The organism is Polaromonas sp. P1_F9 (genome assembly GCF_056405615.1).
Map to the genome: position 1 here is coordinate 480,154 of NZ_JBFUBT010000003.1, position 14,157 is coordinate 494,310.

General features: G+C 63.3%; 8 protein-coding genes. 7 read left to right on the forward strand and 1 reads right to left on the reverse strand.

Features of this window, described 5'->3' with window-relative positions:
• Positions 1 to 88: 88 nt before the first annotated feature.
• The 3 genes from AC1DYR_RS11280 (at position 89) to AC1DYR_RS11290 (ending at position 8,611) form a co-directional block, all read left to right on the forward strand.
• Complete coding sequence (locus AC1DYR_RS11280) at positions 89 to 3,193, forward strand: efflux RND transporter permease subunit (RefSeq protein WP_477705178.1); 3,105 nt, start codon at positions 89 to 91, stop codon at positions 3,191 to 3,193.
• Between the two features lie 670 nt (positions 3,194 to 3,863).
• Positions 3,864 to 7,145, forward strand: coding sequence for an efflux RND transporter permease subunit (locus AC1DYR_RS11285; protein ID WP_477705179.1), 3,282 nt, complete (start codon positions 3,864 to 3,866; stop codon positions 7,143 to 7,145).
• Between the two features lie 11 nt (positions 7,146 to 7,156).
• On the forward strand, positions 7,157 to 8,611 hold the full coding sequence (locus AC1DYR_RS11290; RefSeq protein WP_477705180.1) for an efflux transporter outer membrane subunit: 1,455 nt from the start codon (positions 7,157 to 7,159) through the stop codon (positions 8,609 to 8,611).
• 208 nt (positions 8,612 to 8,819) lie between these two features.
• Here the strand turns inward: AC1DYR_RS11290 and AC1DYR_RS11295 are convergent, their stop codons facing one another.
• Positions 8,820 to 9,767, reverse strand: coding sequence for a LysR family transcriptional regulator (locus AC1DYR_RS11295; protein ID WP_477705181.1), 948 nt, complete (start codon positions 9,765 to 9,767; stop codon positions 8,820 to 8,822).
• A 121-nt stretch (positions 9,768 to 9,888) separates the two neighbouring features.
• On the opposite strand from AC1DYR_RS11295, the gene AC1DYR_RS11300 reads away from it, so the two are divergent.
• From AC1DYR_RS11300 to AC1DYR_RS11315, 4 genes are all read left to right on the forward strand, one after another.
• Complete coding sequence (locus tag AC1DYR_RS11300; RefSeq protein ID WP_477705182.1) at positions 9,889 to 10,851, forward strand: Bug family tripartite tricarboxylate transporter substrate binding protein; 963 nt, start codon at positions 9,889 to 9,891, stop codon at positions 10,849 to 10,851.
• A gap of 31 nt (positions 10,852 to 10,882) precedes the next feature.
• Positions 10,883 to 11,926 (forward strand): 4-hydroxythreonine-4-phosphate dehydrogenase PdxA, encoded by a 1,044-nt coding sequence (locus AC1DYR_RS11305; protein ID WP_477705183.1) that lies wholly within the window; start codon positions 10,883 to 10,885, stop codon positions 11,924 to 11,926.
• 73 nt (positions 11,927 to 11,999) lie between these two features.
• Entirely contained in the window at positions 12,000 to 13,172 is a 1,173-nt protein-coding gene (locus AC1DYR_RS11310; protein WP_477705184.1) for an L-rhamnonate dehydratase, read from the forward strand.
• Positions 13,173 to 13,177: 5 nt separating this feature from the next.
• Positions 13,178 to 14,095 carry a dihydrodipicolinate synthase family protein gene (locus AC1DYR_RS11315; protein ID WP_477705185.1) on the forward strand — a complete coding sequence of 306 codons (918 nt, stop codon included), beginning with the start codon at positions 13,178 to 13,180 and terminating at the stop codon, positions 14,093 to 14,095.
• Positions 14,096 to 14,157: the final 62 nt, after the last annotated feature.

Genomic DNA, 14,157 nt, shown 5'->3' on the forward strand with positions numbered 1-14,157 from the left:
TGCGAAGCACGAAGGTATTTCCGCGCATGAGCCGCCGGGCCGTTCCCAAGGCAAATAGCATCGCAGTGCGAAGCACGAAGGTTATTGAATGAGCCCCTCACGCCCCTTCATCCTGCGCCCGGTAGCCACTTCGCTGCTGATGGTGGCCATCGTGCTGGCTGGCCTCGTGGGTTTCAAATTTTTGCCGCTGTCGGCGTTGCCGCAGGTCGACTACCCCACCATCCAGGTGCAGACGCTGTATCCCGGCGCGAGCCCGGAGGTGATGGCACAGACCGTGACAGCGCCGCTGGAACGCCAGTTCGGCCAGATGGCCGGCCTCTCTCGCATGAGCTCCACCAGCGCCGCCGGTGTCTCCATCGTCACACTGCAGTTCGGCCTGGGCCTGGCACTGGACGTCGCCGAGCAGCAGGTGCAGGCCGCCATCAACGCCGGCGGCTCCCTGTTGCCGGCTGACCTGCCCGCCCCGCCCGTCTATGCCAAGGTCAATCCGGCGGATGCCCCGGTGCTGACACTGGCCATCACATCCGTCACCATGCCGCTGACGGAGGTGCAAAACATCGTCAACACCCGGCTGGCCCTGAAGATCAGCCAGGTCAATGGCGTGGGGCTGGTGTCGCTCAGTGGCGGGCAGCGCCCCGCAGTGCGCATCCAGGCCGACACGAGGGCGCTGGCTTCCTATGGCCTCGGGCTTGATTCACTGCGCACTGCGATCTCCGCAGCCAATGCCAACGGCGCCAAGGGCAGCATCGACGGACCCACGCGGTCCTATTCAATCAACTCCAACGACCAGCTGGTCGCCGCGGCCGACTACAAAAACCTCATCATTGCCTTTCGCAACGGCGCGGCGGTGCGCGTGTCCGACGTGGCACAGGTGGTCGACAGTGCCGAAAATATCAAGCTCGGCGCATGGTCTGGTCTGAAACCAGCCATCATCCTGAACGTGCAGCGCCAGCCCGGCGCCAACGTGATTGCCACGGTGGACGCCATCAAGGCGCGCCTGCCCGAACTGCAGGCCGGCCTGCCCACCTCCCTCAGGGTCGATGTGCTGAGCGACCGCACGACCGGCATACGCGCCTCGGTGATGCATGTTGAGATTGAACTGCTGCTGGCCGTGCTGCTGGTCGTGCTGGTGATCTTTGCTTTCCTGCACAGCTTGCGCGCCACAGTCATCGCCAGCCTGGCCGTGCCGATTTCACTCGTCGGCACCTGCGGCCTCATGTACCTGCTGGGCTACAGCCTCAACAACCTGAGCCTGATGGCGCTCACGATCGCCACCGGCTTTGTGGTGGACGACGCGATCGTGATGATCGAAAACATTTCGCGCTACATCGAGGAAGGTGAAGAACCGATGGCCGCAGCCCTCAAGGGTGCGACGCAGATCGGGTTCACCATCATTTCGCTGACGGTGTCGCTGATCGCGGTGCTGATTCCGCTGCTGTTCATGGGCGACGTGGTCGGCCGGCTGTTCCGCGAGTTTGCCGTGACGCTGGCCATCACCATATTGATCTCGGCCGTGGTGTCGCTCACCCTCGTGCCCATGATGTCGGCGAGATGGCTCAGGCACGTGCCGGAAACCGCGGGCGAGGGACGGCTTGCTAAGGCAGGTGCCGGGCTCCAGCGTTTTTTTGACGACGTGATCGCGCGTTACGACGTGTGGCTCACCTGGGTGCTCAAACGCCAGGGCGCCACGCTGCTGGTGGCGCTGGCTACCCTGCTGCTCACGGTATTGCTGTATGTGCTGATCCCCAAGGGCCTGTTCCCGACGCAGGACACCGGCCAGCTGCAGGCTCGCGTGGAAACCGCACAGTCAGTGTCCTACGACCGCATGGCCACGCTGCAGCAGGCTACGGCCAGGGCCATCCTGGAAGACCCCGACGTCGAAACACTGAGCTCCTTCATTGGCGTGGACGCGGCCAACAACACCATGCTGCACACCGGCCGCATGCTGATCAACCTGAAAAAAGAGCGCACCGGCAGCCAGCAGGAAACCATGGACCGGCTGCAGCGCAGGGCCGCCGCGGTGGCCGGGGTCACGCTCTACCTTCAACCCACGCAAGACCTGACCATCGACGCCGAAACCGGGCCCACGCAGTTCCGCGTATCGCTCGAAGGCTCCAACAACGCCACTGTGGTGGAATGGGCCAACAAGCTCACGCAGCGCATGCGGCAGCTCGAAAGCCTGCGCAACGTGTCGTCCGATGCGGGCTCCAGCGGCGCCGGGGCCTACATCACGGTAGACCGCGACACCGCGTCGCGCCTGGCCGTCACCACCTCGTCCATTGACGACGCGCTTTACAGCGCATTCGGCCAGCGCATCGTCTCGACCATCTTCACCGAGACCAACCAGTACCGCGTGATCCTCGAAGCCATGCCCGACTCCTTGCGCACGCCCGCATCGCTGGGCAGCCTGCAACTCAAAACCGGTTCGGGCACGCCGACGCCGCTGTCGGCCATCGCCACCATCACGGAGCAGGCAGCCCCGCTGCAGGTCACACGCGTGGCCCAGTACCCGGCCACCACGCTGGGTTTTGACACGGCGCCCGGCGTCTCGCTGGGCAAGGCGGTCGACGAGATCCGGGAAGCAGCCAAGGACATCGCCATGCCCGCCAGCGTGACCATGACCTTTCTGGGCGCGGCGGGCGCCTACCAGGCCTCGCTGTCCAACCAGCTCTGGCTCATCCTGGCGGCCGTGATCTGCGTCTACATCGTGCTGGGTGTGCTGTATGAAAGCTACATCCACCCGCTGACGATCCTCTCGACCCTGCCCTCCGCCGGCGTGGGCGCGCTGCTGGCGCTGATGATCAGCGGATCAGGTCTCGGGGTGATCGGCATCATCGGCATCATCCTGCTGATCGGCATCGTGAAGAAGAACGCCATCATGATGATCGACTTCGCGATCGACGCCGAACGCAATCAGGGCAAATCGCCGCAGGACGCCATTCACCAGGCCGCACTGCTGCGCTTCCGGCCCATCCTGATGACCACGCTGGCGGCACTGTTTGCTGCCGTGCCCTTGATGCTGGGCTTTGGCGAAGGTGCTGAATTGCGGAGGCCTCTGGGGTTGGCGATTTTTGGTGGGCTGATTGTGAGTCAGGTGTTGACGCTGTTTACGACGCCGGTGATTTATTTGGCGTTTGACCGGTTGGGGCGGAGGTTTCGGGGGAAAGGGAAAGTTGAGGAGGTTTCTTTGTGAGGCCGGTTTTTCTCTCGTCCTTCTGGGATGTGCGTTGTTCCGGGGCCGGGGTTGCCGGCGGCAACTCACTTTCTTTTGCGTCGCCAAAAGAAAGTAAGCAAAGAAAAGGCGACCCTGGTTCCTGCGTCCCCTGCGCTTCGCTCCGGGGCAACCTGCGGTGCTCGGTCCAGCCGGGGTCAAAAACAACTCGCCTGCGGCTCAAACAAGTTTTTGCCCTGATCCGTCTGGCCCTGCGCTCCTCGGCGCATCCACAAGGGGGTGGAAACAGAAATACCGAACAGCCAACTGCCGAATGCCGGAACCCGAACACCAGAAGAAACAAGGACACGCCATGGCGTGTCCTTGTTGGTACTTGTCTTCGGTCCCCGTTCCCGATCGCCCCTTCTGTCTGCGCCGAGGAGCGCAGGTTCAGGCGGATCAGGGATCGCGATTGTCTGAGCCGAAGGCGAGTTCGAGCGAGACCCCGCCTGAACCGAGCACCGCAGGTTGCCCGTAGCGAAGCGCAGGGACGCAGACAGCAGGGTCGCCTTTTCTTTTGCTTACTTTTCTTTTGGCGAAGCAAAAGAAAAGTGAGTAGCTGCCGGGCTACCCCCGGCCAACTACCCTCAGCAAAAACTCCCGCCGTTCGAACAAAAGTCGCCTTCGTCACGGCCAGCGTGGGAGCCACGCCATGAACCTCTCCGAACCCTTCGTCCGCCGCCCGGTAGCCACCGTCCTCCTCACCATAGGCCTGGCCCTCGCAGGCATCGCCGCATTCTTCGTCTTGCCGGTCTCACCGCTGCCGCAAGTGGATTTCCCGGTGATCTCGGTCAGCGCCTCGTTGCCGGGGGCCAGTCCTTCCACCATGGCCAGCAGTGTGGCGACGCCACTGGAGCGGCGCCTCGGCGTGATCGCGGGCGTCAATGAGATGACGTCCAACAGCAGCAACGGTTCAACCCGCGTCAGCCTGCAATTTGACCTGAACCGCAAGATCGACGCGGCAGCGCGCGAGGTGCAGGCCGCCATCAACGCCTCGCGCGCCGACCTGCCGGCCACGCTGCGCAGCAACCCGACCTACCGCAAAGCCAACCCGGCTTCGGCGCCGGTCATCATCCTGGCGCTCACGTCCAAGACGCGCTCACCGGGCCAGATCTACGACGAGGTCTCCAACCTCGTGCAGCAAAAAATTGCCCAGGTGCCGGGTGTCGGCGATGTGGAACTCGGCGGCGGCTCGTTGCCGGCGGTGCGTGTAGAGCTGCTGCCGTTTGCACTCAACCGCTATGGCGTAGCCATGGAAGATGTGCGTGCGGCCCTGCAGGCGTCGAACGCCAACCGGCCCAAGGGCGCGATCGAAGGCAACGGCCAGCGCTTCCAGATTTACTCAGGCTCCAACACCGCCAGCGGCGGGCTCAAGGCCGTCGACTACCGCAATCTCGTCGTAGCCTGGCGCAACAATGCCGCCATCCGGCTGCAGGACGTGGCCGAGGTGCAGGACGGCGTGGAGAACATCAACACGCTCGGCCTTTTTAACGGCGAGCCGGCGGTGATCGTGCTGGTCACGCGCCAGCCCGATGCCAACGTGATTGCCACTGTCGACGGCGTGCGCGCCCTGATTCCCGAGTTGCAGGCTGCCTTGCCGCAGGACGTGCAGTTGCAGGTGGCATCCGACAGCACCAACTCCATCCGTGCCTCGCTGCACGAGATCGAAGTCACGCTGCTGATTTCCATCGTACTGGTGGTGCTGGTGGTCAGCGCCTTCCTGCGCAGCGCCCGTGCCACCATCATCCCGGCCGTGGCCACTGTCGTCTCCTTGCTGGGTACGTTCGGCGTGATGTACATGCTTGGGTTTTCCCTCAACAACCTGAGCCTGATGGCACTCACCGTGGCCACGGGTTTTGTGGTGGACGACGCCATCGTGGTGCTGGAAAACACCAGCCGGCACATCGAGGCCGGCATGGACCGTTTCAAGGCCGCGTTGCTGGGTGCGCGCGAGGTCGGTTTCACCGTGCTGTCGATCAGCCTGTCGCTGGTGGCCGTGTTCATACCACTGCTCTTCATGGGCGGACAGGTGGGCCGGCTGTTCCGCGAATTCGCGGTCACGCTGTCTGCTGCGGTGATGATCTCGCTAGTCATCTCGCTGACCACCACCCCCATGATGTGCGCCTGGCTTCTGAGGCCTGACGCGCACGAGAAGAAGCCCGGGCGTTTTGCTTTTGTGGGGCGCTGGTTCGAGCGTGCCTTCAACCGCGTGCACCGCAGCTACGAAGTAAGCCTGGACTGGGCCCTGCACAGCAAGTTGCTGGTGATGCTGATTTTGGTGGCGGTGGTCGGGCTCAACGGTTTTCTCTTTGTGAAGGCGCCGAAAGGCTTCTTTCCGCAACAGGACACCGGGCAGATCAACGGCGGCCTGCGTGCCGACCGCAGCATCTCATTTCAGGCCCTCCAGGCCAAGCTCAAGCAGCTGGTCGACATCATCCGCGCCGACCCGGCCGTGGACACGGTGGTGGGCTTTACCGGTGGTTCCCGCGCGGGCGGGGGATTCATGTTCATCAACCTCAAACCGGTGGGGCAACGCGACGTGGCCGGCCAGGCCGTGATTGCGAGGCTGCGCCCGCAGCTGGCGCGGGTGACCGGGGTCAGCCTTTTCCTGAACCCCGTGCAAGACCTGCGCGGCGGTGGCCGCCAGACCAATTCGACCTACCAGTACACGCTCAAAAGCGACAACGCAGCCGACTTGCGTGTATGGGCCACACGCCTGGCCGACCAGATGAAACTGCAGCCCGCCCTGACCGACGTGGACACCGACCAGCAGGAAAACGGCGTGGAAACCATGGTCACCGTGGACAAGGAAAGCGCAGCACGCATGGGCATCAGCTCACGCGATGTGGACAACGCGCTCTATGACGGCTTCGGCCAGCGCCAGGTAGCCACGATATACGCCGAGCTCAACCAGTACCACGTGATCATGGAAGTGGCGCCGCGCTACACCCGCAGCCCCGAGTCGCTGAAAGATATCTACGTGCCGGCCAAGGGAGCTGGAGGCAGCACAGCCAACAGCACCGGCAGCACCGGCACCCCGGCTGCAGCCACGGTGGCCACCGGTACCACGGTGGCCAACCCATCCCTGCGCGACTCTTCGTCGGGCCAGGTCCTGAGCGCCTCGGCCAGCACCATGGTGCCCCTGTCGGCCATTGCCACCTTCAGCGAAAACCCCACCGCCGCTTCGGTCAGCCACGAAGACGGCGAGCTTTCCACCACGGTTTCCTACAACCTCGCCGATGGCAGCACGCTGAGCGACGGCCAGGCCGCGGTGCACCAGGCGGAAGCCGACATCCGGCTGCCCAACAACGTGCGCGGCAGTTTTTCCGGCACGGCGCTCAATGCGCAGCAATCGCAAAACGAGCAGCCGCTGCTGATCCTGGCGGCGCTGGTGGTCATCTACATTGTGCTGGGCATCCTGTACGAAAGCCTGGTGCATCCCATCACGGTGTTGTCCACCCTGCCCTCGGCCGGCGTGGGCGCTGTGCTGGCCTTGCTGCTGTTCAAGCTGGATTTTTCCATCATCGCGCTGATCGGCCTGTTCCTGCTGATCGGCATCGTCAAGAAGAACGCCATCCTGATCATCGACTTCGCGCTGGAAGCCGAGCGGGCGCGTGGCCTTTCCGCGATTGAGGCCGTGCGCGAAGCCTGCCTGCTGCGCTTTCGCCCCATCCTGATGACCACGCTGGCCGCCATTCTGGGCGCGCTGCCGCTGGCCATCGGCTTTGGCGAAGGCGCCGAGCTGCGCCGCCCGCTGGGCATCGCCATCATCGGCGGGCTGATCGCCAGCCAGTTGCTGACATTGCTCACCACGCCGGTGGTCTATGTGCTGATGGACAAGCTGCGCCGGCGCAGCCCTTCCGAGCGCCACCTGAGCCGCCACCCGGATGAGCCCGATGCGACGCCGCCCGGCGCCCCGCTCCAACTGCAATGACTGACAACGCCATGAACCACTTAATCAATGCCCACTTCGCATACCGCTCACGCTTTCAGCGTCGCCTGCTGTGCGCTGCGCTGGCACTTGCCGTCGGCGGCTGCGCAGTCGGTCCCGACTACCAGCGCCCGGCCACGGTTGACGTGAGCAACTACAAGGAGGCGCAAGGCTGGGTCGCGGCGGCGCCCGCCGATTCGCTGGAACGCGGCCCCTGGTGGTCACTGTTCAAGGACCCTGTGCTGGACCAGCTGGCATCGCGTGTGGAGGTGTCCAACCAGAACGTGGCAGTGGCCGTTGCAGCTTACGCGCAGGCGCGCGCCCTGGTGCGCGAGCAGCGGGCGTCACTGTTTCCCACGGTTTCGCTGAACGGCAATGCCAGCCGTTCCGGCAGCAGTAGCAGCAGTAGCAGCACGACGGGCAACACCCTCGGCGGCCGCGTGGGCAACAACTACCAGCTCAGCATTGGCGGCAGCTGGGAGCCCGACGTATGGGGCCGTCTGGGCCGCACCGTGGACAGCGCGAAAGCCAGCGAACAGGCCAGCGCCGCCGACCTGGCTTCAGCCAAACTGTCGGCGCAGGGTGAACTGGCGACCAACTATTTGTCCTTGCGCCAGACAGACGCGCAAAAGGTGCTGCTCAAGGACACCATTGACGGCTACAAGCGCGCGCTGGACATCACGCAGAACCGCTACAACGCCGGCATCGCGGCCAAAACCGATGTGCTGCAGGCGCAAACACAGCTCGCCAACGCGCAGGCCGACGACGCCGGCCTGGTGCGCCAGCGCGCCCAGCTGGAGCACGCCATCGCGGTGCTGGTCGGCGAAGCACCCGGCAATTTTTCGATTGCCCCTGTAGCCTGGAACCCTTCGGTGCCTGACGTGCCTGTCGGCATACCGTCCGAGCTGCTGCAGCGCCGCCCCGACATCGCCGCCGCCGAACGCCGCGTGGCCTCTGCCAATGAACAGATCGGCATCGCCAAAAGCGCCTACTACCCCAGCCTGTCGCTGAGCGCATCGGCGGGCCAGGGCGCCAGCCGGGTGGCGGACCTCTTCAAGGCTTCCAGCAGCGTCTGGTCCATCGGCATCTCGGCCGCGCAAGTGCTCTTCAACGCCGGGGCTACCGGCGCCCGCGTGGAGGGCGCCGAGGCATCCCACCAGCAGGCAGTGGCGCGCTACCGCCAGGCCGTGCTGGCCGCCTTCCAGGACGTGGAAGACCAGCTGTCGGCAACCCGCGTGCTGCTGACCCAGCAAGAGCTGCGCCGCCAGGCGTCGCAGGCGGCCGACCAGGTGGAGCAGCAGGTGCTCAACCGCTACCGCAGCGGCCAGGTGGGTTACACAGAAGTCATTACCGCCCAGGCCACCGCGCTGAGCGCGCGCCGGGCACTGGTGCAAGCCATGGCTGACCGCCAAACCACCGCGGTAGCATTGATCCAGTCGCTGGGCGGCGGCTGGCAGGCCTCAAAATAGCCCGGGCGTCTCCCGATTTGCTATTGTTTTGATAGCTGCTCGCGCTTGTTCTCATTGGGCAGGAGCCGGATTTCTTTATTAATTCCCGGCAAAAATCACGCTGGCGGCATGAAGAATATTCTTGAATTTTTCAAAAGAAAAGAGGCTGTAGCCCTTACATACCCAGCGCGAGCAGCTATCAAAACAATAGCATCCACAACGTCAATACCTAGGCCGAAGGCTTACCTGTAGCCTCTCGCCCATGCAGCGCCGCCAGGAAAAACCGCGCCGCGTCGCTCATCGGCCTGTCCTTGCGGGTAATGGAACCAAACGCTTCCATCTTGTGCTGGATAAAGCAGGGCAGGATCTTGAGCAGGCCGTGCCGGGCGTAGTTCTCGGCAATCGACTGCGGCATGACGCCCACCATGTCGGTTGCGGCAATCAGGTTGGTCGTGGTGAGGATGGACGCGGTTTCGATCAGGCCCTTGGGCGTGGGCGCCTGCAGCATGCGGAACTCCTGCTCCAGCACCTCGCGCATCGGGCTGCCTTTGGGCTGCAGTATCCACGGGTAGCCCAGCAGGCTGGCAAACTTCACCACCTTCTTTTGCCCCAGCGGATGGTGCACCCCCGCCACCACCGCCAGCGCCTCGTTTTCAAGCGGGGTGAAGGCGTAGTCAGCCCGGTGCTCGTCGCGGATGCGCCCAATGGCAACGTCGAGCACGCCTTCGCGCAGCAGCTCGAACAGCCGGTCGCTGGTGTCCAGCATGACGTCGACCGACAGCAGCGGGTAGGCTTTTTTCAGCGCGATGATCGCGTGCGTGAGCAAATTCGGCGAAGGCGCCATGATGCTGCCGACCGACACCCGACCCGAGCTCCCCAGCTGCAGTTCGGCCAGTTCACGCGTCATGGACTCGACCGAACCGCGCATGCCGCGGAAATAACGCAGCACGCTGGCGCCGGCCGGCGTGAGCTTTTGCCCGCGCCCCACCCGCTCGAACAGGCGCTGGCCCAGCGCGGACTCCAGCTCCTGGATCATCTTGGTGGCGGCCGGCTGTGTCATGCCCAGTTCCGCGGAGGCTTTGCGCAAGGTACCGTGTTCGCCTACAGCCAGGATGAGGGCCACCTGCCGCATGCGCAGGCGGTTGAGAAGCTGGGGAATCAGTGAGGCGTTGGGCATGTAGGGTGGCCAATTCGATTGATAACCATAGATTATCAAATAATCATGGATTTTCAATTTACGTTAACTGTTGTCTTCCCTACCATCACCGCATTGATTCATAACGATGACGGAGACAACCATGAAATATTTGCCTGCCTTGCTGGCAGCGGCGTGCACGTTTGCCGCCCATGCCCCGCTATTTGCACAAGACTGGCCGACCAAGCCCGTGCGCATTCTGGTGGGCTCGGCCCCCGGCGGCGGCACCGACGCCATGGCCCGCGCGGTCGCAGACCGGCTGGGCCCCCTGCTCAAACAACCGGTGGTGGTTGAGAATCGCCCCGGCGCCTCCAACACGCTGGCGGCCGACCTGACGGCCAAGGCGACCGACGGCCATACCCTGCTGATGGGTGTTTCGACCGCGCATGCAATTGCCCCGCACCTGCTGAAACTCGGCTACGACAACAACAGGGACCTGGTGCCCGTGGTGTTTGTCGGCGCGGTGCCCAATGTGCTGGTGGTCAACAACGCCCTGCCGGTAGATTCGGTGCAGTCGCTCATCAAGCTGGCCAAATCAAAACCCGGCCAGCTCAACTACGCCACCAGCGGCTCGGGCAGCACGCAACACATCGCGGCCGAACTCTTCAAGGACCAGGCCGGCGTTTTCATCACGCACATCCCCTACCGCGGCAGCGGCCCGGCGCTGATCGACCTCGTCGGCGGGCAGGTGCAGCTGAGCTTTGACACCATGCCCTCGGTGATCGGCCAGATCAAGAACGGCCGCATCAAACCGTTGGCGGTGGCCAGCGCCAAACGCAACCCGCAGCTTCCCAACGTGCCCACCATGGCCGAAGCCGGCGTGAAGGGTGTCGAGATGAGTGCCTGGTACGGTATCTACATGCCGGCAGCCACGCCCAAGGCGGTGCAGGAGCGTGTCTACGCCGAGGTCACCAAGGTCCTGGCCATGCCCGAAACACAAACCCGCCTGGGCGCCATCGGCGCGGACCTGACGCCGATGACGCAGGCGCAGTTCGCGCAATTTCACAATGACGAGAACAAGCGCTATGGCGACCTGATCGCCAAGAAAAACATCAAGCTGGACTGAGCCGGATGATCCAGAACAAGGAAAAGACGCCATGAGCAAACAGCAGACAACAGAACCGATGCCTGTCGTCGCCCTGACACTGGGCGACGCGGCCGGCATAGGCCCCGAGCTGATTGCCCGGCTGCTGAGCCAGCCCGGCATCACGGCGGGCGCCAACATCGTGCTGGTGGGTGATGCCTGGCTCTGGCAGCAAGGCCAGGACATTGCCCAACAGAAGGTTGCAACGCAAGCCGTGGCCAGCCTGGCCGAGGTGCGCGGGCGTGCCGACACACGCCTGCCGGCCTTCCTGGCCACAGACACGATTCAGCCAGCGCAAGTACAGCGCAGCCAGGCGCAGGCCGCCTGCGGCGCGGCGGTGCTGCAGGTGCTCAACCTCTGCATGGATGGTGCCAAATGCGGCGAGGTCGATGCCATCTGCTTCGCCCCCCTGAACAAGCAGGCCATGAAACTGGGCGGCCTGAAGCACGAAGACGAGCTGCACCACTTTGCCGAATACCTGGGCGTGACCGGCTACTTCTGCGAGTTCAACACGCTGGGCGATTTGTGGACGGCACGTGTGTCCTCCCACATTCCGCTGAAAGACGCCGCAGCCATGCTCAGCAAGGAACGCATCATGGACGCAACCCGGCTGATCCACGCATCGCTCAAGGCCAGCGGCAACAACAGCCCCAAAGTAGCGGTGGCAGCTTTCAACCCGCATGGCGGTGACGGCGGTGTTTGCGGACGCGAAGAAATCGACATCATCGAACCGGCGGTGGCAGAGCTTCGGGTCAACGGGATTCCGGTGGACGGCCCCTTTCCAGCCGACACCATCTTTTTGAAGGCGCAGGCTGGCCAGTACCAAGCCATCGTCACCATGTACCACGACCAGGGCCAGATCGCCATCAAGCTCATGGGCTTCAGCAAGGGCGTCACCGTACAAGGTGGCCTGCCGGTGCCCATCACCACGCCGGCGCATGGCACCGCGTATGACATCGCCGGCCAGGGCGTGGCCGATGTCAACGCCACGCTCAATGCTTTTCGCATCGCCTGCCGCATGGGAGGGCGCCTGGCGGCGCCTCCCCAAAGGGAGTAATACGGCTCACCCCACCCCAACCCTCCCCTTCCAGTGGAGGGCTCGAAAGATTCATCTCACACAGGACCTTTAAATGAAAATCAAATCAGTTCGCGCACGTGTATTCGAGTGGAAAGGCAAGACCGTTCCACCCCAAGGCAATTTCTGCTCCAATGCCATGGACCTGGTCTACTCAAAGACAGAATCCATGAGCACCTTCCGCTTCCACTCGTGGACTGTGGTCGAGATTGAAACCGACGACGGCATCGTCGGCCTGGGCAACGTGGCGCTGGCGCCGCACATCGCCAAAGCCATCATCGACCAGTACCTCACGCCGCTGGTGCTGGGCCAGGACCCCTGGGACTATGAATACCTGTGGCAGCGCATGTACCGCAGCACCCACGCCTGGGGCCGCAAGGGCGTGACCATGGCCGCGATCTCGGCGGTGGACCTGGCGATCTGGGACATCCTGGGCAAGTCAGTGAACAAGCCGGTGTTCAAGCTGCTGGGCGGCCGCACCAAGGAAAAGATTCCCTGCTACTACTCCAAGCTCTACCGCACCGACATCAAGGCCATGCAGGACGAAGCGCAAAAATACCTGGACCAGGGCTTCACCATGTTCAAGTCGCGCTTTGGCTACGGCCCGGCGCATGGCACCAAGGGCGTTTCTGAAAACCTCAAAGCTGTCGAAGCGATCCGCGAAGTCATCGGCTACGACAACGACCTGATGATGGAGTGCTACATGGGCTGGAACCTCGAATACGCCAAGCGCATGTTGCCCAAGCTCGAGAAATTTCAGTTGCGCTGGCTCGAAGAGCCCGTGATCGCCGACGACATCGACGGCTATGCCGAACTGAACCAGCTCACCAGCATCCCCATTTCCGGCGGGGAGCATGAGTTCAGCCTCTACGGCTTCAAACAGCTGCTGGATAGAAAAGCAGTGTCGGTCGTGCAGTACGACACCAACCGCGTGGGTGGCATCACGGCGGCGCACAAGATCAATGCGTTGTGCGAGGCCTATAGCGTGCCGGTGATTCCACACGCCGGGCAGATGCACAACTACCACCTGACCATGAGCACCCTCGCCTCGCCCATGAGCGAGTATTTTCCGATGTTCGACGTGGAAGTCGGCAACGAGCTCTTCTATTACATCTTTGACGGTGAACCCGTGGCGGAGAACGGTTTCCTGCAGCTCGACGACAACAAGCCCGGCCTGGGCCTGACGATGAAGACCGAGTTCCTCAAAGACTTCAACATCGTCGAATGAGCTGCATGAAAGCAAGATACTCCGGCGTGTTTCCGGTGGTACCCACCACCTTCACCGATGCGGGCGAGCTTGATCTGCAAAGCCAGAAGCGCTGCGTTGACTTCATGATTGATGCGGGCTCGACGGGCCTGTGCATCCTTGCCAACTTCTCCGAGCAATTCGTGCTGTCCGATGATGAGCGCGAAGCCCTCACCGCCACCATCCTCAAGCACGTGGCAGGCCGCGTGCCGGTGATTGTGACCACCACGCATTTCGGCACCCGGGTGTGCGCCGAACGCAGCCGCCGCGCGCAGGACCTGGGCGCAGCCATGGTCATGGTGATGCCGCCCTACCACGGCGCCACCATCCGCATGACGGAAGAAAAGATTTACGAATTCTTCGCCGCGCTGTCGGCCGCCATTGACATTCCCATCATGGTCCAGGACGCACCCGTCAGCGGCACCGCGCTGTCGGCAACCTTCCTGGCACGCATGGCCAAAGAGATCCCCAATGTCGCTTACTTCAAGATCGAAACGCCGGGTGCAGCCTCCAAGCTGCGTGAGTTGATCCGGCTGGGCGGCGACGCGATTGAAGGCCCGTGGGACGGCGAAGAAGCCATTACCCTGCTGCCCGACCTGGAAGCCGGCGCCACCGGTGCGATGACAGGTGGCGGCTATCCGGACGGCATTCGCAAAATCATGGATGCTTGGGTCGCCGGCAAGCGGGATGAAGCCATCGCCGAATACACCCGCTGGTTGCCGCTGATCAACCATGAAAACCGCCAGGGCGGTATTTTGACTGCCAAGGCCTTGATGAAGGAAGGCGGTGTGATCGCCTGCGAGGCGCCGCGCCATCCGTTTCCCGCCATGCACCCTGAGGTTCGCAAGGGGTTGATCGCCACCGCGCAGCGGGTGGACCCGCTGGTGCTACGCTGGGGCAGGTAAACGGCTTTGGCCGGCCCCTTCACGCTTTCACGCTTTCTCTCTCTTCGTTTCCTTTCAGGCTC